Source organism: Dactylosporangium salmoneum, assembly GCF_039532525.1.
GTDB lineage: Bacteria > Actinomycetota > Actinomycetes > Mycobacteriales > Micromonosporaceae > Dactylosporangium > Dactylosporangium salmoneum.
The window spans coordinates 170,662-194,817 of sequence record NZ_BAAARV010000033.1 but is presented as its reverse complement, the minus strand read 5'-3'; the positions used below and the strand labels follow the sequence as shown (position 1 = coordinate 194,817).

The window sequence follows — 24,156 nt, the reverse complement described above, 5'->3', positions numbered from 1 at the left end:
GACGCGCGCCGGCTAGAAGCCGAACGAGGAGGTCAGGATCGCCCGGGCCACCGTGTGGGCGGTGAGGTTGAAGCCGACCACGTTCGGGTTGGCGCCGGGGTCGATGTCCAGGTAGTCGGTGTCCAGGGCGTGGACCACGAAGAAGTAGCGGTGCGGGGCGTCCTGCGGGGGCGGGGCCGCGCCGCCGAAGTCGCGGGTGCCGTAGTCGTTGCGGGAATGGATGGCCTCGTCCGGCATGCCGTCCTTGTCGCCGGTGCCGGCGCCCGTCGGGAGCTCGGTCGCGTCGGCCGGGATGTTGTAGACGAGCCAGTGCCAGAAGCCGCCGCCGGTCGGGGCGTCCGGGTCGTAGCAGGTGACGGCGAAGCCTTTCGTGGTGGCCGGGAAGCCCGACCACGCCAGGTGGGGCGAGGTGTTGCCGCGCTCGTAGACCTGTGCGTCGGGCAGCGTGCCGCCGTCGGTCAGGTCCTCGCTGGTCAGGCTGAACGCCGGCACCGCGGGGAGGAAGTCGTAGGGCGACGGCGGGCGCGGACGGTCGGTCATGCGCATCTCCTTGCGAGGTGTCTTCAGCTTGTCTCCGGGCATCCTCTTACCCAACGACCGGGCACCTCAAGTGAGTCGGTTCACGGCGAGTCCGAGCAACCACACCAGGTACGGCTGGTGCACCGGCCCGGATCCGCGCTGCTGGAGGCTCACCACCGTGGTCCCGCGCCTGGCCACGGCCCACTGGCCGGAGGCGAAGGCCTCGTCGCCGACGCCCGGGACGGGACGCCCGCCGCGGTGGGCGCGGATGGCCAGCTCGGCGGCGTCGCCGACGGCCACCGCGACGAGCAGCGCGGCGCCGTCGTCGGCGCGGAACTCGGCGATGGCCATCGGGCCGATCGCCACCGCGCGGTCCGCCCCGGCGCCCGGCCGTACCGGGCGGCCCAGCACCCGGCCCGCCTCCTCGGCGGTGACCAGCTCGGCCGGGGTCACCCGGGCCGGGCGCACGGCGGTGGCCAGCACCGGCGCGCCGGCGTTCATCGCCTGGCGGATCAGCTGGTCGGTGTTCTCGTCGCTGTAGTGGCGCGGCTGCAGCCGGGCGCTCGAGTCGACGCCGAGCTCGAGGACGCGGCGGGTCCAGCGCCGCGCGGTCAGCGTCACCACGTCGCCCGGGGCGGCCCGGCGGGCCAGGTCCGACGGGCAGGCCCAGGCCACGGCGCGGTCGCGGGTGCCGTCGTCGACCGCCAGGTAGTGCAGCCACGGGATGGACGGGCTGTTCTCGCCCTGGCTGCGGGTCTTCCAGGTCTCCACCCACAGCACCTCGCCGGTGAGGGTGACCGGCAGGAACACGTCGATGACGGCGGCGACGAGGGTGTACCCGCCGTAGAGGAACGGCGGGAGCCAGAACCAGGCGATGCCCAGCCGCACGAGCACCACGGCGAGCGCGAGCCCGGCGAAGGCCTTGAGGAAGAGCCGAAGGGCCTTCTGGCCGTACCGCGGGAAGAACCTGGGATAGCGCACCCGCACCCGCCGCCAGGTCCCCCCGAACGACGACCACACCCGGTGCCGGTTGCCCATCCCGAGGTCGATCACGGCGCTGCACACGCGGGTGGCGCCGACGGCGTCGCCGTAGGAGAGGTAGCGGTCCCACACCGCGACGGCGGCGGGCGGCAGGTCGGCGAAGCTCTCGTGGGCGCGCAGGAAGGTCTTCAGCCCGAGCCAGCGGGTGGCGGCGGCCCGGCCCTCGGGGGTGTCCCGCTCGCCGCGCGGCTTGCCGGCGAGGCCGCCGAGCGCGCACCACATGATGATGACCCCGACCGCCGCGGCGCCGTAGCCGTCGGAGTCGCCGTCCTGGTGGCGGGCCTGCAGCGCGATCGCCAGGCCGAGGGCGAACGCGGGGACGGCGGCGATGATCGTCAGCGCGGCGACGACCGCGGGCGAGAAGCGGCGCTGCGACAGGCCCCGCGCGCGGGCGTCGGCCACGATCGCCGCGTTGAGCCGGCGGGTCCAGCCCTTGGCCTGCTCCTCGTCGCGGAAGGTCAGGGCGGTGAGCGGGACGTGGCCGCCGACGGCGAGGCCGCGGACCCGCTCGAAGATCATGCTCTCGTACGCGTTGAGCCCGCCCGGCTGCTCCTGCCGGACGAACAACGTCGTCTGCAGCGGGTCGTTGCCCGGCTGGCGGAACTCGAGGATCTTGCGGGCCGCGAGGTCGATCAGCGTCGACTCGGCGGCGTCCTCGGTCAGCTCCCACCGGCCGGTGATCAGGCTGACCACGGCCGGGGGCTCGTCGCCGCCGAAGTCCTGGGTGCCCGGCGGCGACGGGATCGGCCGGGGCCGGGTGAGCAGCTTCGCGGCCCAGAAGGCGGCGAGCCACACCCCGAGGCCGGCGGCGGCGATCCCGGCCTCGACGAGCAGCACCGGGTCGAGGTCCACGGCCGGGCCTTCAGAACCGGACGTTGACGTCGGCCCGCTCGCCGGCGGCGGCCTCGAAGTACGGCCGGGCGTGGAAGCCGCCGATGCCCGCGACGATGTTCGTCGGCAGCGTCTGGATCTTCTGGTTGTAGGTCTGCACGGCGCTGTTGTAGAACTGCCGCGCGTAGGCGATCTTCTCCTCGGTGCTGCCGAGCTCGCCCTGCAGCTGCAGGAAGTTCTGGTTCGCCTTGAGGTCGGGGTAGGCCTCGGCGAGGGCGAAGAGCCGGCCCAGCGCCTGGGTCAGCATCCCTTCGGCCTGCGCCTGCTGCCCCGGGCCGGCGGCGGCGGAGCCCGCGGCGGCGTTGCGGGCGGCCACCACCGACTCCAGGGTGCCGCGCTCGTGGGCGGCGTAGCCCTTCACCGTCTCCACCAGGTTGGGTATGAGCGAGTGGCGGCGCTTGAGCTGCACGTCGATCTGCGCCCACGACGCATCGACCTGGGTACGGGCCTTGACCAGCCCGTTGTACGTCGCCACGGCCCACCACAGCAGCACGATGACGAGCGCGACGAGGACGCCGAGCACGATCAGAGGTGTCATGGCCGCATGGTGACCGCTGCGGGTTGCCGGGGCCGGGTGAGCGTCGCCGATCCGACAGCGGGCGCAGGTATTCGGGCATGCCCGACATGTCGGATCGGCGCGTATCGGGCCTGGGGCCCTACTGCGGCAGCCGGTACTCCTCCTCGCGCCGGGCGGCGAGCCACGACTCCACGTCGTCGGCTGCGCGGGGCAGGCCGTCGGAGAGGTTGCGGGCGCCGGTCGGGGTCACCAGCACGTCGTCCTCGATGCGCACCGCGAGGCCCCGCAGCTCCTGCGGCACCAGCTCGTCCTCCGGCTGGAAGTACAGCCCGGGCTCCACCGTCAGCACGTAGCCCGCCTCCAGGCTGCCCTCCCGGTACTTCTCCTTGCGCGACCGCGCGCAGTCGTGCACGTCGAGGCCGAGCATGTGCCCGAACCCGTGCAGGGTCCAGCGCCGGTACAGGATGCTGTCGGGCTTCATCGCCTCGTCGACGGTGACGGGCAGGATGCCCAGGTCGGACAGCCCCTCGGCGAGGACGCGCATGCACGCCTGGTGCACGTCGTCGAAGGCGACGCCGGGCCGGATCGTGTCGATGCCGGCCTGCTGGGAGTGGTGCACGAGGTCGTAGACCTGGCGCTGCAGCGGGGTGAAGGTGCCCGAGACCGGCAGCGTGCGGGTCACGTCGGCGGTGTAGAAGTTGCGGTTCTCCACGCCCATGTCCAGCAGCAGCAGCTCGCCGGGGCGGGTCTCGCCGTCGTTGCGGGTCCAGTGCAGGATCGTGCCGTGCACGCCGGCGCCGACGATCGAGCTGTAGCCGACGTCGTTGCCGTCGTGGCGGGCCCGCAGCCAGAACAGGCCCTCGATGAGCCGCTCGCGCACCGGGCGGTCGGCCGGCAGGGCCCGGGCCGCGTCCTCGAAGCCGCGCACGGTGGCGTCGACGGCGTCCTGCAGCTGCTCCAGCTCCCAGGCGTCCTTGACCAGCCGCAGCTCGGAGAGGATCGCGGCCAGGTCGGCGTCGCGCTGCGGGTCGGTGGCCCGGACCCGCTCGTCGACGGCCGGGTCGAAGCCGCGCAGGACGCGGGTGCGGCCGGGCGCGCAGTCGTCCAGCGCCGCGCCCAGCTCGTCGATGTGCGCGGTGGTGATCTGCAGCTCGGTGGCCCGCTCGGCGAGGGTGTGCCGGCGGCCGACCCACAGCTCGCCGTTGTTGCGGTCGGTGAAGAACTCGTCGGTGTCGCGCGGGGAGCGCGGGTGCACGTACAGCGTGGCGTCGCCGGACGGGCGCACGACCAGGACGCTGTCGGGCTCGTGGGAGCCGGAGAGCCAGACGTGCTCGGTGCCGGGCCGGAAGCTGTGGTTGGTGTCGTTGGAGCGGACCCGCTCCGCCCCGGACGGGATGATCAACGTCTCACCGGGGAACGCGGCGGACAGCTCGGCGCGGCGCTTGGCGTGGTCCGGCGCCTCGGCCCGGGGCGTGACGTCCAGGCCCGCGTCGCGCCAGCCCGTCCGCATGAACTCGCGGAACCGTTCGGGGAAGTCCGGGTCGTGCGACTGGCTACCAGCCGGTGCGCCATCTGCGCCATTGTCTGCTGCACCCATGGTGACCTGGCTCCCATCGCCGCGAATTCGTGCTCCACCTGCGACCGTACCGCGTGCGAGGATGCTTGCCATGGCGGGACTTCTCACCTTCGTCAGCGCGCGGGGCGGCGCGGCGGCACGGCGGGACGCGATCGCCGACGCCCTCGGGCTGATGCGCCACCGCGGCCCCGACGAGGAGCGCGTCGTCGCGACCGACGACGTCGTCTTCGGCGCCGAGCGGCTCGCGGTCAGCGACACGGCCGGCGGGCGGCAGCCGCTGTCGTACCCGCCGTCCGGGGTCACCGCCGGGCGCTACCTCATCGTGCTCGACGGCGCCGTCGTCAACGCCGGCGAGCTGCGGGCCGAGCTGGTCGAGGAGCGCGGCGCCGAGTTCGCCACCACCAGCGAGGCCGAGGTCATCGCGGCCGCCTACCACCACTGGGGCCCCAGCGCCGTGAGCCGCCTGCGCGGCATGTTCGCGTTCGTCATCTGGGACTCCTCGGCCCGCCGGGCGTTCGGCGCGCGCGACCCGTTCGGCGTGAAGCCGCTGTACCAGTTGCAGACCCCGGACGGCGTGTACCTCGCCAGCGAGAAGAAGGCGCTGCTGCCATTCGTCGCCGACCCCGCCGCGGTCGACACGGTGCGGCTGCAGCACTACCTGACCATGCAGTACGTCCCGGAGCCCGCCACCATGCACCCGGACGTGCGGCGGCTCGGGGCCGGCGAGTCGTTCGTGTACACGCCGGGCGGGCCGCTGGCGAACCGGCGCTACGGGCAGCTGACGTTCCGGCCGGCGCCCGTCGCCGACGAGGCCGCGGTGATCCGCCGCATCGCCGACGCCCTGCGCGACAGCGTCCACGCCCACCTGCGGGCCGACGCGCCCGTCGGCGCCTTCCTGTCCAGCGGCATCGACTCCACCGCGATCGTGGCCCTGGCCGCCGAGCGCGACCCCGGGCTGCGCACCTACACCGTGGGCTACGACGCGATCGGGCCGCAGGCGCAGTACTCCGAGATCGACGTGGCCGAGCAGTCGGCGCGGGCCCTCGGCGTGCCGCTGACCGCGACCGTGGTCACCGCCGCCGACTTCATGCGCGCCCTGCCCCGCATCGTGTGGCACCTCGACGACCCGGTGGCCGACCCCGCGCTCGTGCCGCTGTTCTTCCTCGCCGAGCGGGCCGCCCAGGACGTCACCGTGGTCCTCGGCGGCGACGGCGCGGACGAGCTCTTCGGCGGCTACCCGATCTACCGGGAGCCGCTGTCGCTGTCGACGGTGAGCCACCTGCCCGGCCAGATGCAGCGCGGCCTGCGCGCCGTGTCGCGGGTCATCCCGCAGGGCGTGAAGGGCAAGAGCTTCCTGGAGCGGGGCACCACGCCGATCGAGGAGCGCTACTACGGCAACGCCCGGATCTTCACCGACGAGGAGAAGGCCGCGCTGCTGCGCCACTACGAGACCGACGTGCGCCACACCGACGTCACCGCGCCGGTGTTCAAGGAGGCGGGGGCGCTCGACGACGTCACCACCATGCAGTACGTCGACCTCTACACCTGGCTGCGCGGCGACATCCTGGTCAAGGCCGACCGGATGACGATGGCCCACTCGCTGCAGCTGCGCACCCCGTTCCTGGACCGGGCCGTGTTCGACGTCGCCGCGACGCTGCCCAGCGAGCTCAAGGTGCCGCCGCGCTCCCAGGAGACGAAGGCGGCCCTGCGCCGGGCCCTGGCCGGGGTGGTGCCGGGCCCGATCGTGCACCGCAAGAAGCTCGGCTTCCCGGTGCCGATCCGGCCGTGGCTGCGCGGGGAGATGTACGACTGGGCGCACGGCCTGCTCGACACCTCCGGCGCTGGCGACCTGCTCGACCTCGACGTGGTCCGCGGCCTGCTCAAGGCCCATCGCAAGAAGGAGGGCGACCACTCCCGCAAGCTGTGGACGGTGCTCGTCTTCTGTGTCTGGCACGCCGTGTTCGTCACGGGCACCATGAGGCCGGGGTATTTCCGTGGTGAGGCCGGGGCCGAGGCCCGGACCGGGCAGGAGAGCCGCCTCTAGCGTGAGCGGCGATGCTGCTCAGTTTCCGTGTCCAGAACTTCCGCTCGGTCCGCGACATCCAGGAGCTCACGCTGCTGGCCACGCCGCCCGACGCGGGCCTGCCGGCGCCCCTGCTGTTCGGGCCGGCCCTGCACGTCTCGCCGCTGGCCGGTGTGTTCGGCGCCAACGCCGCCGGCAAGTCCACCGTCCTGCGCGCCCTGGACACGCTGCGCGCCCTGACCGCCGCCGGCAGCGACGCCCGCGACGCGGTCCGCCGCTTCGAGCCGTTCCGCCTCGACCCCGCGGCCCGGCTGCTGCCCACCCGGTTCGAGGCCGAGGTCCTGGCCGGCGGGGTCCGCTACGTCTGGGGCTGCGCCTACAAACAGGGCGAGATTTCCGGGGAGTGGCTGCACGCGTACGCCAGGGAGCGCCGCACGATCTGGTACGAGCGCGACCGCGGCGGCGTGCGCACCCTGCCGTGGGCCCGCCTCGACGGGCTCGCCGCCGTCGTGGCCGGCGACCCGGACGTGACCCTGCTCGCCCTCGGCGCCGACGCCGAGCACCCGCGGCTGGCCCCGGTCGCCGCCGCGTTCGCCGCCATCGTCCCGGTCCGGGTCGCCCCCGGCCCGCGCCTGGTCCGCGACCTCGAGCACCTCGCGGCTGGCTGGACCGACGAGCTGACCCTGCTGCTGGCCCGGGCCGGCCTCGGCATCGCCGGCGTCGACACCGACGGCGACGGCGTGCGGCTCGTGCACGAGGCCCGCACCGGCCCGCACCCGCTCGGCGCCTACGGCGAGTCCGACGGCACCATCGCCTGGCTGGACCTGCTGGCCGCGCTGCTGCCCGCCCTGGACCGCGGCGGCGTGCTGCTCGTCGACGACCTCGACGCCATGCTGCACCCCAGCCTGACCGCCGAGGCGCTGCGGCTGGTCGGCGATCCCCGGCTCAACCCCGCCCAGGCGCAGCTCGTCTTCACCGCCCGGGCCGTGCCGCCGACGACCGCCGAGTCGCAGCGGTGGTACGCGGTCAAGGACGACGGCGCCACCCGCCTGCGCCGCGAGCCCGGCGGTCCGGGCCTGAGCCCGGGCGAGCTGGCCCACGAGCTGTGGCTGGCCAAGCGCCGCCCGACCGTCTGATACTGGCCCGATGACGGGTTACGGCGTGGTAATCGGCGAGGCACTGATCGACCTGCTCGAATCGACGGCGGGCGGTGAGGTCGTCTACCGCCCCGCGGTCGGCGGCGCCCCGTTCAACGTCGCCGTCGGCATCGCCCGCCTCGGCGCCCCCGTGCACTTCCTCGGCTCGTTCGGCGACGACCCCTTCGGCGCGCGCCTGCTGGACTTCCTGGACAAGACCGGCGTCGGCACCGCGGGCGCCGTCACCGCCCCGGGCGTGGCCACCACCCTGGCCGTCACCACGTTCCAGGGGCACGAGCCGTCGTTCCGCTTCTACGGCGACCCGCCGTCCTACGGCCTGCTTGACGCCCCCGACGTCGACGAGCCGCTGGTCGCCGGCGCTTCCCTGCTGTACTGCGGCTCCATGTGCCTGCTGTCCCCGCCCGTGCTGGCCGCCGCCCGCCGGGCCTGGGCCGTGCGGCGGCCCGACGGCGCGGGCCCGGTCCGCGTGTTCGACCCCAACGTCCGCCCGGTCGTCGGCGTCAACCCGGACGTCGTCGCCGAGTTCGCCGCCACCGCCGACGTGGTGAAGCTGTCCTCCGCCGACGCGACCGCCCTGTGGGGCGACTCCCCGGAGGCCGCCGCCAAGCGGCTGCTCGCCCTGGGCGCCAAGGCCGTCGTGGTGACCCTGGGGGCGCAGGGCGCCCTGGTCGCCGTGGGCTCCTCGACGGTCCTGGTGCCGGCCCCGCACATCGCCCCGCTGGACGCCACCGGCGCCGGCGACGCCACCATGGCCGGGCTGAGCTGGGGCATCCTGACCCGCGGCAAGCCCTCCGACCTGGGCGCGTGGGCCACGCTGACCCGGGTCGCCGTGCACGTGGCCGGCCTGGTCTGCGAGTCACCGGGCGGCGCCGTGGCCATGCCGACGGTCGCGGACCTGCGCGCCCGCTTCGTAGACTTGGCGGTGTGACGCCCGGGCGGTTCGACCGCTACGTGAGAGTGAGCAAGGCGACGGCCGCGGCGGTCGCCCTGCTCATCGTCGCGCTCCGGGTCGTCGACGAGTTCGCCGTCACGCCGGACAACACCCCGGTCTGGGCCGCCGCCCTGTTCAAGCTCGTCCCGGTCGTGGTCCTGTGCACGGCCTTCATCGTCTTCGGCGCCGTCTTCCGTCCCCTGCAGCAGCCCCCGCCGTCGGCGCTGCGGATCCGCGCCGGCACGTTCGTCGTGCCCGGCTCCCCGATCCTGATGGGCCGCCTGGCGATGGGCTGGGCCCTGGTCGGCACCATCTTCCTGGACAGCGACCCGTCCCTGTCCCCCACCACCCGCCTGGGCGTCAACGCCGGTGCCGCGCTGGTCATCGCCGGCGCCGCCTGGCCGCTGCTGCGCGGCCCGCGCATCGTCTTCACCCCGTCGGGCCTGAGCATCCGCGCGGGCGGCCGCCGCCGCCTCGCCTGGGACGACCTGGTGCCCGTCCCGATCACGCCGCTGCCGCTGACCGTCCGCGGCCCGAAGCTCGCCCTGAGCATCCGCCGCCCGGACCGCCCCGAGCCGGGCTGGCTCCTGGTCCCCCTGGACCTGCTGGCCGTGGAGCCCGTCTTCCTGGGCACGGTCGTGGAGCACTACGTGGAGCACCCGGACCGCCGCCGGGCCATCGGCACGCCGGAGGAGTACGCCCGCTTGACCGGCGCCGCCTGACCCCGCCGGGCCGCCCGGCGACTGTCCCGCTCGCGACACCAAGCCCGAAGCGCAAGCCTTTTGCAAGCGCGGCGGTGGATGCTCGATCCCGTGACCGCTCTGCTGTTGGTGCGCCGGGTGCCCCCGGGCCGCCTGGACCTCACCCGCGCCACGGCGCTGCGGTGGAACGACGCCCTCGCCCGCGACGCCACGCTGCAGTGGTGGGAACTGGTCGACCCGGCCGCCGAGGACGGGCACCCCGCGGCCGCGCTGGCCGCAGTACGACCGGGGGACGCCGCGGTCCGGCTGGCTGGCCTGGCCATCCCGCCCGGCCGGCGCGACCGCGCCGTTCAGGTGCTGCTCGCCCTGGTGGACGCCCTGCGCGCGACCACTGCCCGTACGCTCGAAGCAGCGCCGTCCACCGACCCCCTCGGCCTCGAACTGCAGGACATCCTGCGCGAGGCGGGCTTCCGCCCGGGTCCGGACGGCCGGGAGGTCGTCGAGCTGTAGAGGTGGTACGGCGGGTTGGAGCTGCGCATCCTGGGTCCCCTGGAGGCGATCCGGCCCGACGGCACCGAGGTCGACCTCGGCACCCCGAAGCAGCGCGCCGTCCTCGCCATGCTGGCCACCCATCCCGGCCGGGTGGTCCCGGTGCAGCGCCTGATCGACGAGCTGTGGGCCGACGAGCCGCCGGAGCGCGCGCTGGCGTCCCTGCAGGCCTACGTCTCCCGCGTGCGCCGCGCCCTGGAGCCCGGCCGGTCCTCCCGCGACCGTTCGGCCCTGGTGGTGACCCGCGCCCCGGGGTACCTGTTGGCCCTGCCCGGTGTGCAGGTCGACGCGGCCCGGCTCGCCGCCGCCGTGGAGTCCTACCGGCCGGGCGACGACCCGGCCGCCCTGAACGCCGCGCTGGCGCTGTGGCGCGGCGATCCGCTGCCGGAGCTGGGCGACTCGCCGCTGGCCCAGGCGGAGCGGGCCCGGCTGCAGGAGCTGCGCTTCACGGCGATCGAGTCCCGCGCGGAGGCGCTGCTGGCGCTGGGCCGGGAGGCGGAGGTCGTCTACGTCGGTGAGGCCGCCCTGGCCGAGTTCCCCTATCGCGAGCGCCTCTGGTTCCAGCTCATCCTCGCGCTGTACCGCACCGGCCGCCGGGCCGACGCGCTGGCCGCCTACGCGCGGGCCCGCGGGCTGCTGATCGACGACCTGGGCATCGAGCCGGGCCCGGCGCTGCAACGCCTGGAATCGGACATCCTCCGCGACTCCCCCGCCCTGGGCGGCCCCGCCAGCCCGTCCGGGATGCCGGCTCCGGCGCCCGCGTCGGCCGAGGTCCGGGCCCCTGAGCGAACCGGGCTGGTCGGCCGGGATCGGGAGCTGGCCGCCGTCGACCGGATCCTCGACGCGCCGGGTGGGCGCATCCTCCTCGTCTCCGGCGGCGCGGGCATCGGCAAGTCGGCGCTGCTGCGCGAGGCCGCCGCCCGGGCCGCGGACCGCGGCTACGCGGTCGGCACGGGCAGCGGCGTGGAGGGGCCGCGGCCGCCGGTCTTCCTCCCGTGGGCCCAGGCCCTGCGGGGCATCGCGCGGAGCGCGGACGAGGGCGCCGTCGTGGGGGCGTTCGCGCCCTACGGGAACCTGCCGGCGGTCCTCGACCCGGCGCTCGCCGAGGTGCTGCCGCTGCCCGCCCCCGAGCGCCTGGCCGACGCCGAGCTGGCGCGGTCCCGGCTCTACCGGGGGATCGTCGACGGACTGGTGCGGCTGTCGGCCGCTGTGCCGCTGCTGCTGATCCTCGACGACGCCCACCTCCTCGACGACCCGTCCACCACGCTGCTCACGCTCTGCGCCCGCGCCGTCACCGAGTCGCGGATCACGCTGGCCGTCGGGTTCCGCGCCGCCGGGGCGCCGGACGCGGTGGCCGGGCTGGCGGGGGAGGCTCATGCCGTACACCTGCGGCTCGAAGCCCTGACGGCGGCCGACGTCGCGACGCTGGCCGCGCGGACCACCACGACGCCGGTGGCCGCCGAGACCGTCGGCGTGCTCATGGACCGCACCGGCGGGAACCCGTTCTTCGTCGAGGAGCTGCTGCAGGTGCTCGTGGCCGAGCACGCCCTCGACGCCGAGGCGGCGCGCCGGCACGTGCCGGCCAAGGTGCAGGAGGTGCTGCGGCGGCGGCTCGCGCGGCTGCCCGAGCAGAGCCAGGCGGTGCTCGCGGTGGCGGCGGTGCTCGGGCGGGAGTTCGACGTGCCGGTGCTGCGCGAGATGACCCGGATCGACGAGCTGGAGCTGTACGACACGCTGGACACCGCCGTGGCCACCGGCATCCTCGCGGCCACCGACGACCCGGGCCGGCTGCGGTTCGCCCACGACCTGCTGCGCCAGGCCGCGTACCTCGACCAGGGCCCCCTGCGCCGCGCCCGCCTGCACGCCCGGGCCGCCCAGGCGGTGCGCCGCACCGGCGGGTCGGCGACCGCGATGGCCGCGCACCTGCGCCCGGCGCTGGCGGTGGTGGCGCCGCTGGAGGTCGCGCCCGTGTTCGCGGCGGCGGCCGGGGAGGCCTACGAGCGGACCGCGCACGCCGAGGCCGCCTCGCTGCTGGCGGAGGCATTGGCGGTACTGCTGGGCGCCCCGCAGTCGCAGGAGCGCGACGTGCTGGAGCTGGACCTGCGCGTCCGCCTCGCCTACGTGCACCAGGCCACCGCCGATTACCTGGCCGCGCCGGTCGCCGAGCAGTACGACCTCATGGAGCCGGTGCTGCGCAGGGTGCGGCCGGTGCCGCAGATCGTGCCCGCGCTGTGGGGATACGCGTCGTACCACACCGCGGCCGGCAACCCGGGACGGGTCGCGGACATGGCGCCGCCCGGCGCCGAGGAGCCCTGGGCCCGGATCGTGGCCGACGTGCACGCCGGCTACGCGGCCATGGCCGCCGCCGACCTGGCCGGGGCGCGCCGGCTGTTCGACGCGGCGCTGGCCGCACTGCCGGGCACCGGCCTGCCGGTGTTCCCGATCATCGGCTGGGACCCGATCGCCGGCATCCTGGGGCCGGCCGCCGCCACCGAGAGCCTCATGGGCGACCCGGCGGCGGCCGAGGCGCACCTGCGGGCGGCGCGCAGCCGGCGCGGGGAGCCGTTCCAGGAGATGTACGTCAGCTACTACTCGGCGATCGTGGCGGCCGACCGCCTCGACCCGGCGGCGGTGGAGGCGGCCGCGGCGGCGACCCTGGAGCTGGCCGAGCGGGGCGGGCACCCGGAGTACCGCGGCATGGCCCGCGTGCTGCTCGGCTGGGCGCGCGCCGACGAGCCCGTGCTGGCCCTCGGCGAAGAGGAGCTGGGTTCGACGCTGTGGCGCTACCCGCGGCTGCTGCCGCTGCGCCCGGCCCTGCTGCTGGCCCTCGGGCGGCGGGCGGAGGCCGCCGCGCTGGCCACCGAGCGGCTCGCCACGCCGCTGGACGGGCTGAACCGCTTCGCGGAGCCCGACCTGCGTCGCATCCTGGGAGAGGCGACCGGGGACCGCGGGCAGTTGACGACGGCCCTGCGGCTTGCCCGAGCACTGGGACACGTCCCGGCCGCCGAGCGCGCCGAGGCGGCCCTGGCGGCATACTAGAGCTTGCCTTTTAAACAAGACGGACGTACGGTTTTCTTGAAAAGCCGCTACCCCGCGACCTCGCGCCGCCGAACGCTCGGGAAGACTGGCGCGTGGAAACACGACTTGACGGAAGAGGAGCACACGCCGTGGCGAGCCTCGACTCCTTCGGAGCAAAGAGCCAGCTGAGCGTCGGCGACGCCAGCTACGACATTTACCGGATCGGCCAGGTCGAGGGCGCCGGGCGGCTGCCGTACAGCCTGAAGATCCTGCTGGAGAACCTGCTGCGCACCGAGGACGGCGCGAACATCACCGCCGAGCACATCCGGGCGCTGGGCGGGTGGGAGGCCTCGGCCGAGCCGAGCGTCGAGATCCAGTTCACCCCGGCCCGGGTGCTGATGCAGGACTTCACCGGCGTGCCGTGCGTGGTCGACCTCGCCACCATGCGCGAGGCCGTCGTCGAGCTGGGCGGCGACCCGAAGCGGGTCAACCCGCTCGCCCCGGCCGAGCTCGTCATCGACCACTCCGTCATCGCCGACCTGTTCGGCCGCCCCGACGCCTTCGAGCGCAACGTGGAGCTGGAGTACGGGCGCAACAAGGAGCGGTACCAGTTCCTGCGCTGGGGCCAGACCGCGTTCAACGAGTTCAAGGTCGTCCCGCCGGGCACCGGCATCGTGCACCAGGTCAACATCGAGTACCTGGCCCGGGTGATCATGGCCCGCGGCGGCCAGGCCTACCCCGACACGGTGGTCGGCACCGACTCGCACACCACGATGGTCAACGGCCTGGGCGTGCTCGGCTGGGGCGTCGGCGGCATCGAGGCCGAGGCGGCCATGCTCGGCCAGCCGGTGTCGATGCTCATCCCGCGGGTGGTCGGCTTCAAGCTCTCGGGCGAGCTGCCGGAGGGCACCACCGCCACCGACCTGGTGCTGGTCATCACCGAGATGCTGCGCAAGCACGGCGTGGTCGGCAAGTTCGTCGAGTTCTACGGCCCCGGCGTGAGCGCGGTGCCGCTGGCCAACCGGGCCACGATCGGCAACATGAGCCCGGAGTACGGCTCGACCTGCGCGATCTTCCCGATCGACGACGAGACCATCAAGTACCTGCGGCTCACCGGCCGCGACGAGGCCCAGGTGGCGCTGGTCGAGGCCTACGCCAAGGAGCAGGGCCTGTGGCACGACCCGGCCGCCGAGCCGGACTACTCCGAGCGCCTCGAGCTCGACCTCGGCACCATCGAGCCCTCCCTCGCCGGCCCCAAGCGGCCGCAGGACCGGGTGCCGCTGTCCAGCGCCAAGCCGATCTTCCGAACGGTGCTGAAGGACTACGTCGGCGACGGCGTCGAGGGCCCGGCGGACGAGGCCAGCGCCGAGTCCTTCCCGGCCAGCGACTCCCCCGCCAACCACATCACCGCCAACGGCGACCGCCCGCACGACCTCGTGTCGGCCGCGGCCGGCTCGAACGGCCGCCCCTCCAAGCCGGTCCGGGTCGAGGACTACGAGCTCGACCACGGCGCCGTCGTCATCGCCGCGATCACGTCGTGCACCAACACCTCCAACCCGCAGGTCATGATCGGCGCGGCCCTGCTGGCCCGCAACGCGGTGGAGAAGGGCCTGGCCCGCAAGCCGTGGGTGAAGACCACCCTCGCGCCGGGCTCGAAGGTGGTCACCGACTACTACGCGCGGGCCGGCCTCACGCCGTACCTGGACAAGCTCGGCTTCAACCTCGTCGGCTACGGCTGCACCACCTGCATCGGCAACTCCGGCCCGCTGCCGGAGCCGATCAGCGCGGCCGTCAACGAGCACGACCTGACCGTCGTGTCGGTGCTGTCCGGCAACCGCAACTTCGAGGGCCGGATCAACCCGGACGTGAAGATGAACTACCTGGCCTCGCCGCCGCTGGTGGTCGCCTACGCCCTCGCGGGCACCATGGACATCGACCTGACCAGCGACCCGCTGGGCACGGGCTCCGACGGCCAGCCGGTGTACCTGCGCGACATCTGGCCCAACCCGAAGGAGATCGAGGACACCATCGCCGCCGCGATCGGCGCCGACCTGTTCTCGACCCGCTACGCCGACGTCTTCGCCGGCGACGAGCAGTGGCGCTCGCTGCCGACCCCGACCGGCGACACCTTCGACTGGGCCGGGGACTCCACCTACGTGCGCAAGCCCCCGTACTTCGAGGGCATGGCCACCGAGCCGTCCCCCGTCCGCGACATCGCGGGCGCCCGGGTGCTGGCCAAGCTCGGCGACTCGGTCACCACCGACCACATCTCGCCGGCCGGCTCGATCAAGGCCGACTCGCCCGCCGGCAAGTACCTCGCCGAGCACGGGGTGGAGCGCAAGGACTTCAACTCGTACGGCTCCCGGCGCGGCAACCACGAGGTGATGATCCGCGGCACGTTCGCCAACATCCGCCTGCGCAACCAGCTCGCGCCGGGCACCGAGGGCGGCGTGACGGTCAACCACCTCAACGGCGAGCAGACCACCATCTACGACGCCTCGGTGGCCTACGCCGAGGCCGGCGTGCCCCTGGTGATCCTGGCCGGCAAGGAGTACGGCTCCGGCTCGTCGCGTGACTGGGCCGCCAAGGGCACCATGCTGCTGGGCGTGCGGACCGTCATCGCCGAGTCGTACGAGCGCATCCACCGCTCGAACCTCATCGGCATGGGCGTGCTCCCGCTGCAGTTCCCGGCCGGCCAGTCGGCCGACTCGCTGGGCCTGAACGGCACCGAGACGTTCACCGTCACCGGCGTCGAGCAGCTCAACGACGGCTCCACCCCGCGCACGGTCAAGGTGAGCACCGACACCGGCGTGGAGTTCGACGCGGTCGTGCGCATCGACACCCCCGGCGAGGCGGACTACTACCGCCACGGCGGCATCCTGCAGTACGTCCTGCGCAAGATGATCGAGGCCTAAGGGTCCCGCTCGAAGGCGGCGGGCGTCCACACCGGACGCCCGCCGCTTCGCTATCTGGCGCCGGGGATGGCGTAGCGGTACACCTTCGACTGATCGGCGTGCAGGACGACGAGCGTGTCGCCGCTCATCGACACGTCCTGCAGCAGCGTCGGCAGCTCGGCCGAGCCCACGATCTTGCCATCCAGGCCCACGACGTACGCGCAGAACGTGCCGGTGCCGGGCTTGACGCTCTCGATGACGACCTTGTCGCCGTACCCCGCGTAGACGGTCTGCTGGGCGAGGCCCTCGCCGAGCTGCTTCTGCACGTTGCCCGTGGCCGGGTCGGTGATGGCCGCGTTCTCGACCGAGGTGAACGTGCCCTGGCCGGCGACGAGCTTGCCGTCGCCCATGACGTACCAGTTCGGCTTCTCGGTGCCGGCCGAGGTCCCGTTGATCTGGCGGTTCGACGGGCGGGTCCACTTCGCCGTGCCGTTGGTCGTGTCGACGCCGATGAACGCGTCCTTGGAGCCGGACTGCTTGGCCGCGACGCAGACCACCTTCGGCCCGCACGGGCGCAGGTCCTCGACGGTCGTGCCGGCGACCGCCTTGTACTCCCACGCCTTCGACCAGTCGGCGAGGCGGTAGGCGACGATGGCCCCGTCGTTGTCCGGCTTGAACATGGCCAGGTCGTCGAAGACGAGCCAGGCGTCCTCGCCGCCCTTGTCCACCGTGCCGCTGGCCTTGGCCTTGCCGGTGTTGAGGTCGATGGTCTCGGCCTTCTTCTCGCCGATCATCTGCACCGCGACGCCCGAGTCGGCGACCAGCGACTCCTGGAACGGCACCCGCCTGCTGAAGTCCAGCTCGTAGCTGGACGCGCGCCCGTCGCCCGCGCCATTGCCGGGCCAGTGCATCGACGGGCGGGCGCCGCGCTCGCCCAGCATGTTGGTGGCGGACGGATCGCCGGGGGAGCTCCACTTGGTCGACCCGTCGAGCAGGTTGATCCGCTCGACCCGGGCCTTGCTCCAGTCCCGGATCTCGACGATGGCGTCGGTGCCGAGATACTGGAGGTCGACCCGCGACTCGTCCCACTCCTTCGTCCATTTGTTGGTGTGGGTGCCGATGTCGATGACCGAGCGGGAGTCCTTCTTGCCGTCCCCGCCGAGCTTCGCGTCGTCCTCGCCGTCGACGATGAGCAGGTTGCCCACGACCGCCATGGCGACCTTGGCCGGCTCGGCCTGCAGCTGCACGGTCCAGGACTGGTTGCCGGTCGTCTCGTAGGCGCTGATGAGGGTGGTGCCGGTGCTCACCTGCGCCGTGTACACGGCCCCGGACCCGGCCACCGCGGCGCTCGCGCCGTCGGAGTTGAGCTGGATCGGGGCGCCGGCCTGGAGCCCGTCGACGTTGCCGGGGCCACCGGTGCCGTCGCCGAGGCCGGGCAGGCCCTGCTTGATCGAGTCGACCTGGTCGCCGAACCAGCTGAAGACCTTGGTGCCGCCGTAGAAGCAGCCGGCGATGAGCGCGACCACCACGAGCAGCGCGATCCACGGCCCGGTCCTGCGCCGCGGCGGCGCGACCAGCTGATGCCCGGGCGGGGCCATCACCGGCGGCTGGACCATCCCCGGCGGCGGAGTCATCCCCGGCGGCGAAGTCATCACCGACGGCGGGGTCACCGGGGCGGAGACGGGACGCTGAGGTGCCACCGGGGGCGAGACGGGCGAGCCGACCGGGAACGTCTGCGACGGCGACGTCGGGAACGCGGCGGAGATCGGGAACGCCGCCGAGGCCCCCGGGGACACGGGCACGCCGGAGACCGGCGGCTGCGGGCGCGGCGGCGGCTGCGGGGCGTTGAACTGCGGCTGCTGGGGCTGCGGGCCCGGCTGGGCGCCGACGGCCAGCATGCCGCCATAGGCCACCGGGAGCTCCGGCTGCTCCGGCACCACCGGGGCCACGCCGAAGCGGGCGTGCAGGCGGCTGGCGACCAGCGGGATGCGGCTGGAGCCGCCGACGAGGAAGATGCCGGCGAGCTGACGCACGTCGACGCCGGCCCGCTCGAGCACCCGGCGGGTCTCGTCCACGGCGCGGTCGATGAGCGGGCCGGCCACCCGCTCGAGCTCCTCGCGGGTGAGGTGCAGCGCCTCGTCGGTGCCGGGCACGTGGACCGGGGCGGAGGCGGCCCGCGAGAGCATCTCCTTGGCCGCGCGGACCTCGCTCCACAGCTCGCGGCGGTCGCGGTGCGCGGCGGTGCTGTCCGGGTTGGCCAGGCGCTGCCACAGGTCGGGATGGCGCAGGTTGATGAGCTGCCCGAGGTGGCCGACCAGGGCCGCGTCGATGTCCACGCCGCCGAGGTCGTCGAGGCCGCCCAGGCCGAGCACGCGCAGGCCGCCGTCGAACTCGCGGCGGACCACCGACACGTCCAGCGTGCCGCCGCCGAAGTCGAAGACGGCGAGGGACTGCAGCGGGGCCACCTGCTGGCCGAGGACGCGCAGGCAGTAGGTGCCCGCGGCGATCGGCTCGTCGACGAGCACGACCGGGCCGAGGTTGGCCCGGCGCGCCGCCTCCAGCAGCACGCCGCGGCGCTGGCCGCCCCAGTCGGCCGGGCAGGTGAGCACGGTCGAGCCGACCGGGTTGACGCCCGCCTGCAGCGACTCCTCGGCCGCCCGGCGCAGCAGCGCGGCGAGCATCTCCACGACGGGGACCTCGACGGCGCCGAGCAGCACGGCACCCTCGTCGACGCTGCGCTTCGGGTAGGGCTCGAAGCGCTCGGGGGCCAGGCCGGAGAGGCGCTCGGCGTCCCGGCCGACGGTGAGCCGGCCCTGCTCGTCGGCGTAGATGCCCGACGGCATGACGGGCGAGCCGTCGAACAGCAGCGCCCGGGGTGCCTCGTCGCCGCGGTGCACGACCGCGACGGTGTGGCAGGTGCCCAGATCGATCGCGAGACGATGGGTCGGGGTCGGCCCCACGCGCGCTCACCTCCAAAGACCCCCGGATGCTACGGCAGCGGTACGACATTTCCGATCGGCGGATTGGGGTAGACAAGAAGCCGACAACCCGAGGAGGCAACCCGATGCGCGCGGTGGTGTTCGACGAGTTCGGCGATCGATCGGTACTGCGGGTGCAGGACCGCCCCGACCCCTCCCCCGGCCCGGGCCAGGCGCTCGTGCTGGTCGGCGCGAGCGGGGTCAACTTCATGGACGTGTACCAGCGCACCGGGACCTACCAGGTGCCCCTGCCGGGCGTGCTGGGCAGCGAGGGCGCGGGCACGGTGCTGGAGCTGGGCGACGGCGTGCAGGGCCTGTCCCCGGGCGACCGGGTGGCCTGGACGGCCGTCCCGGGCAGCCACGCCGAGCAGGCGCTGGTGCCGGCCGAACGGCTCGTGCCGGTACCTGAGGACATCACCACCGAACAGGCGGCCGCGGTCATGCTGCAGGGCCTCACCGCCCACTACCTGACCCACGACTCGTTCGCGGTGCGCCCGGGGGCGACGGTCCTCGTGCACGCCGCCGCCGGGGGCATGGGCCAGCTGCTCACCCGGATCGTGACGCACCTCGGCGGGCGGGTCATCGCGACCGCGTCCACGCCGCAGAAGCGGGAGACGGCCGAGGCGAACGGGGCGGTACGGGCCGTGGACTACGCCGGGGCGCTGGACGCGGTGCGCGATCTCACCGGGGGCGCCGGCGTGGACGCGGTCTACGACGGGGTCGGCGCCGACACGTTCGACGCCAGCCTGCAGGCGCTGCGCCCGCGCGGCACGCTGGTGCTCTTCGGGGCGGCCAGCGGAAAGGTGCCACCGTTCGACCCGCTGCGCCTGATGGCCGGTTCCTATTTCCTCACCCGGCCCACCCTCAACCATTTCATCGCCACCCGGCAGGAATTGCGGGAACGCGCGGAAACCCTCTTCCGATGGGTCGCCGAGGGTGTGGTGGACGCCACAATCACCGGCCGCTATCCGCTGGATGGGGTGGCCGAGGCATACGAGGCGCTGGAGGGCCGGCGGAGCACCGGAAAGCTGCTCATTATTCCGTGATCACGATCTCAAATCGCGAACCTGGCCAAATCCGCGAGATGTAGCCCGGCTACACCTTCAATGGTCCTTCGGGACACATCTCGCGGAAGGGTTCGGCAATGAGTCACGTCTCCACGGGGGGCAAGCACGAGGCGCGCGCGCCCGAGGCGGTCTCCACGCCGCTGCACGCCTACCCGAGACGCTGGTACGCCCTGGCGATCATCGCCGTGGCGCAGCTGATGGTCGTGCTCGACGCGACGGTGGTCAACGTCGCGCTGCCGCACGCCAAGGCGGACCTCGGCATCAGCGACTCCAACCAGCAGTGGGTGGTCACCGCCTACACGCTGACCTTCGGCGGCCTGCTGCTGCTCGGCGGCCGCATCGCCGACTACTGGGGCCGCAAGCGCACCTTCGTGTTCGGCATCATCGGCTTCGCCCTGGCCTCGGCGCTGGGCGGCGCCGCGTGGAACGACACCTCGCTCTTCCTGGCCCGCGGCCTGCAGGGCGTCTTCGGCGCGCTGCTCGCCCCGGCCTCCCTCGCGCTGCTCAGCGTGCTCTTCGTGGACGCCAAGGAGCGGGCCCGGGCCTTCGGCGTCTACGGCGCGATCGCCGGCGGCGGCGCGGCCCTGGGCCTGGTGCTGGGCGGCGTGCTGACCGAGTACGCCGACTGGCGCTGGTGCCTGCTGGTCAACATTCCGGTGGCGCTCATCGCGGTGGTCCTGGCCGTGCCGATCGTCCCGGAGAGCCGGGCGCACGGCAACACCCGCTACGACATCCCCGGCGCCGTGCTGGCCACGCTCGGGCTCAGCCTGCTGGTGTACGGCTTCACGAAGGCCGGCGAGACGGACGCGCAGATGCGGCTCAAGTACGGCTGGGGCTCCCCCGTCACGCTGGGGCTGGTCGGCGCGGCGCTGATCCTGCTCGCCCTCTTCGTCGTCGTCGAGGCGCGCATCCGCAACCCGCTGATGCCGCTGCGCATCCTGGCCCAGCGCACCCGCGGCGGCGCCTACCTGGCCTCGACCCTCATCGGCGCCGGCTTCATCGGCTCCGTGTTCTTCGTCAGCCTGTACTTCCAGCTGGTGCTCGGCTACTCCCCGATCAAGTCCGGCGTGCACTCCCTGCCGGTCAGCGTCGGCGTGGTGCTCGCGGCCGGCCTGGCCAGCGGCCTGCTCCCCCGCCTCGGCCCCAAGCCGATCATGGCGTTCGGCGGCGTGGTCGCGGCGATCGGCATGATCCTGCTGACCCGCATCGGCGTCGACACGGCGTACTCCACCACCGTCCTGCCCTCCCTGCTGATCCTCGGCTTCGGCCTGGGCTGCACGTTCGTGCCGCTGGGCAACATCGCCCTGATCGGCGTGGACGAGCACGACGCGGGCGCGGCGAGCGCCGTGGTGAACGCGAGCCAGCAGGTCGGCGGCTCGCTGGGCACCGCGCTGCTCAACACGGTGGCGATCACGGCGGCGACGGCGTACGGGCGCGACCACCTGCCCCGCACCCCCTCCTCCGACGCGATGAACCTGCTGAAGGCGCAGTCGATGGTGCACGGCTACGTGACGGCGTTCTGGTGGGGCTCGGCGCTGCTGGTGGTGGCCGCGATCGTGGTCATCATCTTCATCAGGGCCTCGAAGAAGGACCTGCCCGCGGAGGGCGGCGCGGCTGTCCACGTGGGCTGAAGATTCGGGCATCGCGCCCGGGTCAGCATTTACGGCGCGCCAACCTATAAGTCCGGAATGTCGGGCCGAGGAACGAGGCTCGACATTCCGGTTGAAAAGGACAGACCGACGGCCACCCTCCCCGCCGGTCGCCTCGAGTGCGGCCCGCCCGGTGCCACGAGCCCCGGGCGGGCCGCGCCGCTCAGCGCACGCCGGCGTCGTGCAGCAGCTCCACGATCAGCGGCTCCGGGTCGATGGCCAGCCCCTTGCCGGTGAACCACCGCGCCACGTTGGTGACGTCCCGGGCCAGGAACTCGGCCCCCTTCGGGTTGACCACCACGTCGACGACCTGCGGCAGGTCGATGAGGACCAGCCGTTCCCCCTGCACGAGGAGGTTGTACGGCGACAGGTCCCCGTGCGCCAGGCCGGCCCGGGCCAGCACCCGCAGCGCGTCGACGAGCTGCCACCACAGGGACTCCAGGGCCGGGCGGTCCGGCCGGATCTGGGCCAGCCGCGGCGCGCCGGTGCCGTCGGGCTCGCCGACGAACTCCAGCATGAGCTCGGTGCCGAGCAGCTGCACCGGGTACGGCACGGCGACCCCCAGCTCCCACAGCCGGGCCAGGGCCGCGAACTCGGCCGCCGCCCACTGACCGGCGATCATTTCCCGGCCGAAGGAGGTGCGGCCCTCCATGGCCCGGTTGACGCGGGAGGCCCGCACGCGGCGGCCCTCGAGGTATCCGGCGTCACGGTGGAAGAGCCGGTGCTCGGCCGCCCGGTACCGCTTGGCGGCCAGCAGCGCCCGCCGGCCGGTGTCCGGCACGGCCCGCTCCACGAGGTGGACGTCGGCTTCCTTGCCGGTCTTGAGCACGCCGCGGTCCGTGTCGCGGGCCGCGGCATCGGTGATGACCCACTCGGGCCGGGGCGACGGGCCGTGCTGGACGCCCGGGGCGTCCCAGCTGCTCCACTCGCCGTCGCCGGCCTCGCCGGCCGGGTCGTCGGCCACGTCCCACGCCGTGTCGAAGTCGTGGGAGTGGCGCTTCAGGAAGTTCGGCTCGTCGTCGTCGAAACGGCGGCGACGGGATGGTGCGAAGTCATGGTCGCGCAACGCGAGGTCTCCAGAGTCGAGAGAAGGAAGAAGGCGGGCAGGCGGAAGCGCGCCGTGACGGCAGCCATGCGAACCGACCCCCTCTCTGACTCGAAGTTCACGCCACCTTGCGGTACGACCGGCAAAGACGCAACCGAATTACCAGCGCGACGCCATGACCTCGGCGATCGCGGCGATCACGCCGTCGGCGGTGCGGGTCGGGGCGTAGCGCGGCTCGCTCCAGCGGCGGCCGCGGTGCAGCCAGACGCTGTTCACCCCGGCCGCGTCGGCGCCGCCGATGTCGGCCTCCGGGCTGTCCCCGATGAGCCAGGCGCCGCCGAGCCGCATCCGGGCCCGCTCCGCGGCGATGGCGAAGATGCGCGGGTTGGGCTTGCGGACCCCGGCCTCCTCGGAGATGACCCAGTCGGCGAGGTACCGATCCAGGCCGGTCTTCCTGAGCTTGGCCTCCTGCTGGCGCGACTCGCCGTTGGTCACGCACACCGGCACCCAGCCGGAGTCCTCGGCGATGGCGAGGGCGCAGGCGGTGAGCGGGTCGAGGCGCATCCGCTCCATCACCGCGCCACGGATCTCCTCGACCAGGTCGATCGCGCTGTACCGCAGGCCGTACCGCTCGCGCAGCGCCTCGGCCACATCCCAGGCGGAGCCGATGCCGTCCGCGTCGACGGACAGCAGCCACTCCAGGTCGTACTCGGGCGCGCCGATGCGCGCCAGGAACTCGCACGCCCACGCCCGGAACGCCCCCGCCCTGTCAAGCAGGGTGTCGTCCAGGCCGAGCAACAACAGGGGCACGCGGGCAGGGTACGTGACCAGATTGATATCGAACAGATCCTCATCCTCGCCCACCTGGGCCGTCAGCTCGACAAACCACCGCAAACGCGGACCAATCCCAGGTAAGAAATGTGGCGGAAACGCCCCCGTATGCAAACCGTATGTACGGCTTGCATAATCGGACCTGTGCCCAGGGTGAGTCAGAACCAGCTCGACGCGCGCCGGAACGAGATCCTCACCGGCGCCCGGACCTGCTTCGCCCGTTACGGCTACGAGGGCGCGACCGTGCGGCGGCTCGAGGAGGAGATCGGCCTCTCGCGCGGCGCGATCTTCCACCACTTCCGCGACAAGGACTCGCTCTTCCTGGCCGTCGCCGAGGACGACGCCGCCACCATGGTAGCGACCGTCGCCGAGCACGGCCTGGTCCAGGTCATGCGCGACCTGCTGCACGCCGCGTCGGCGTCCGCGTCGGACACCGGCGAGCCGGACGTGACCGGCTGGCTCGGCAGCCAGCTGGAGGTCTCCCGGCGCCTGCGTACCGACCCCGAGTTCGCCAAGCGCTGGGCGGCCCGCTCCGAGGCGGTCGCCGAGGCCACCCGCGAGCGCCTGCAGCGCCAGCTGGAGGCGGGGGTGCTGCGCGCCGACGTGCCGATCGGCATCCTGGCCCAGTTCCTCGAGCTGGCGTACGACGGGCTGGTGCTGCACCTGGCCACCGGCCGGCCGGTGCAGGACCTGGAGGCGGTGCTCAACCTTGTGGAGGGCGCCGTCCGCCGGAAATGACGACCATGAGTGACCCGCGAGCGCGCGCAGC

Annotated in this window: 17 protein-coding genes; 10 read left to right on the top strand and 7 right to left on the bottom strand. The window is 73.6% G+C overall.

What is annotated here, in order from left to right:
- Positions 1-12 precede the first annotated feature (12 nt).
- From ABD352_RS22785 to ABD352_RS22770, 4 genes are all read right to left on the bottom strand, one after another.
- The gene (locus tag ABD352_RS22785) at positions 13-540 is read right to left on the bottom strand and encodes a YbhB/YbcL family Raf kinase inhibitor-like protein (protein WP_344614470.1); all 528 of its coding nucleotides are present in this window, start codon (positions 538-540) and stop codon (positions 13-15) included.
- 66 nt (positions 541-606) lie between these two features.
- Positions 607-2,412: a DUF2207 family protein gene (locus tag ABD352_RS22780; RefSeq protein ID WP_344614469.1), complete on the bottom strand. Its 1,806-nt coding sequence runs from the start codon at positions 2,410-2,412 to the stop codon at positions 607-609.
- A 10-nt stretch (positions 2,413-2,422) separates the two neighbouring features.
- Positions 2,423-2,989, bottom strand: a complete 567-nt coding sequence (locus tag ABD352_RS22775; RefSeq protein WP_344614468.1) for a LemA family protein — start codon at positions 2,987-2,989, stop codon at positions 2,423-2,425.
- 118 nt (positions 2,990-3,107) lie between these two features.
- Positions 3,108-4,565, bottom strand: coding sequence for an aminopeptidase P family protein (locus ABD352_RS22770; RefSeq protein WP_344614467.1), 1,458 nt, complete (start codon positions 4,563-4,565; stop codon positions 3,108-3,110).
- Between the two features lie 70 nt (positions 4,566-4,635).
- Between ABD352_RS22770 and asnB the strand changes: the two genes are divergently transcribed.
- From asnB to ABD352_RS22735, 7 genes are all read left to right on the top strand, one after another.
- The gene (gene asnB / locus ABD352_RS22765) at positions 4,636-6,588 is read left to right on the top strand and encodes an asparagine synthase (glutamine-hydrolyzing) (RefSeq protein ID WP_344614466.1); all 1,953 of its coding nucleotides are present in this window, start codon (positions 4,636-4,638) and stop codon (positions 6,586-6,588) included.
- An 11-nt stretch (positions 6,589-6,599) separates the two neighbouring features.
- Positions 6,600-7,703, top strand: coding sequence for an AAA family ATPase (locus ABD352_RS22760; protein ID WP_344614465.1), 1,104 nt, complete (start codon positions 6,600-6,602; stop codon positions 7,701-7,703).
- Positions 7,704-7,713: 10 nt separating this feature from the next.
- Positions 7,714-8,652, top strand: a complete 939-nt coding sequence (locus ABD352_RS22755; RefSeq protein WP_344614464.1) for a PfkB family carbohydrate kinase — start codon at positions 7,714-7,716, stop codon at positions 8,650-8,652.
- Positions 8,649-9,377: a hypothetical protein gene (locus tag ABD352_RS22750; RefSeq protein ID WP_344614463.1), complete on the top strand. Its 729-nt coding sequence runs from the start codon at positions 8,649-8,651 to the stop codon at positions 9,375-9,377. Before ABD352_RS22755 ends, ABD352_RS22750 begins: the two co-directional genes overlap by 4 nt.
- A 90-nt stretch (positions 9,378-9,467) precedes the next feature.
- Complete coding sequence (locus tag ABD352_RS22745; RefSeq protein ID WP_344614462.1) at positions 9,468-9,866, top strand: hypothetical protein; 399 nt, start codon at positions 9,468-9,470, stop codon at positions 9,864-9,866.
- 15 nt (positions 9,867-9,881) lie between these two features.
- Entirely contained in the window at positions 9,882-12,944 is a 3,063-nt protein-coding gene (locus tag ABD352_RS22740) for an ATP-binding protein (protein ID WP_344614461.1), read from the top strand.
- 128 nt (positions 12,945-13,072) lie between these two features.
- Positions 13,073-15,838 (top strand): aconitate hydratase, encoded by a 2,766-nt coding sequence (locus ABD352_RS22735; protein ID WP_344614460.1) that lies wholly within the window; start codon positions 13,073-13,075, stop codon positions 15,836-15,838.
- A 50-nt stretch (positions 15,839-15,888) separates the two neighbouring features.
- Here ABD352_RS22735 and ABD352_RS22730 read toward each other — a convergent pair whose 3' ends face one another.
- Complete coding sequence (locus ABD352_RS22730; protein ID WP_344614459.1) at positions 15,889-18,777, bottom strand: Hsp70 family protein; 2,889 nt, start codon at positions 18,775-18,777, stop codon at positions 15,889-15,891.
- Between the two features lie 104 nt (positions 18,778-18,881).
- Between ABD352_RS22730 and ABD352_RS22725 the strand changes: the two genes are divergently transcribed.
- Both ABD352_RS22725 and ABD352_RS22720 read left to right on the top strand, forming a co-directional pair.
- Complete coding sequence (locus ABD352_RS22725; RefSeq protein ID WP_344614458.1) at positions 18,882-19,841, top strand: quinone oxidoreductase family protein; 960 nt, start codon at positions 18,882-18,884, stop codon at positions 19,839-19,841.
- A 98-nt stretch (positions 19,842-19,939) separates the two neighbouring features.
- Positions 19,940-21,493, top strand: coding sequence for a DHA2 family efflux MFS transporter permease subunit (locus ABD352_RS22720; protein WP_344614457.1), 1,554 nt, complete (start codon positions 19,940-19,942; stop codon positions 21,491-21,493).
- 181 nt (positions 21,494-21,674) lie between these two features.
- Here the strand turns inward: ABD352_RS22720 and ABD352_RS22715 are convergent, their stop codons facing one another.
- Positions 21,675-22,577, bottom strand: coding sequence for a serine protein kinase RIO (locus tag ABD352_RS22715; RefSeq protein WP_344614456.1), 903 nt, complete (start codon positions 22,575-22,577; stop codon positions 21,675-21,677).
- A 138-nt stretch (positions 22,578-22,715) separates the two neighbouring features.
- Positions 22,716-23,366 (bottom strand): HAD family hydrolase, encoded by a 651-nt coding sequence (locus ABD352_RS22710; RefSeq protein WP_344614455.1) that lies wholly within the window; start codon positions 23,364-23,366, stop codon positions 22,716-22,718.
- A 165-nt stretch (positions 23,367-23,531) separates the two neighbouring features.
- On the opposite strand from ABD352_RS22710, the gene ABD352_RS22705 reads away from it, so the two are divergent.
- Positions 23,532-24,125 carry a TetR/AcrR family transcriptional regulator gene (locus ABD352_RS22705; protein WP_344614454.1) on the top strand — a complete coding sequence of 198 codons (594 nt, stop codon included), beginning with the start codon at positions 23,532-23,534 and terminating at the stop codon, positions 24,123-24,125.
- Positions 24,126-24,156: the final 31 nt, after the last annotated feature.

Bases quoted from the DNA above. Each gene is read 5' to 3' on its own strand.
- ABD352_RS22785 (WP_344614470.1), bottom strand. From the start codon at position 540: ATGACCGACCGTCCGCGCCCGCCGTCGCCCTACGACTTCCTCCCCGCG.
- ABD352_RS22775 (WP_344614468.1), bottom strand. From the start codon at position 2,989: ATGACACCTCTGATCGTGCTCGGCGTCCTCGTCGCGCTCGTCATCGTG.
- ABD352_RS22770 (WP_344614467.1), bottom strand. From the start codon at position 4,565: ATGGGTGCAGCAGACAATGGCGCAGATGGCGCACCGGCTGGTAGCCAG.
- asnB (WP_344614466.1), top strand. From the start codon at position 4,636: ATGGCGGGACTTCTCACCTTCGTCAGCGCGCGGGGCGGCGCGGCGGCA.
- ABD352_RS22760 (WP_344614465.1), top strand. From the start codon at position 6,600: ATGCTGCTCAGTTTCCGTGTCCAGAACTTCCGCTCGGTCCGCGACATC.
- ABD352_RS22755 (WP_344614464.1), top strand. From the start codon at position 7,714: ATGACGGGTTACGGCGTGGTAATCGGCGAGGCACTGATCGACCTGCTC.
- ABD352_RS22725 (WP_344614458.1), top strand. From the start codon at position 18,882: ATGCGCGCGGTGGTGTTCGACGAGTTCGGCGATCGATCGGTACTGCGG.
- ABD352_RS22720 (WP_344614457.1), top strand. From the start codon at position 19,940: ATGAGTCACGTCTCCACGGGGGGCAAGCACGAGGCGCGCGCGCCCGAG.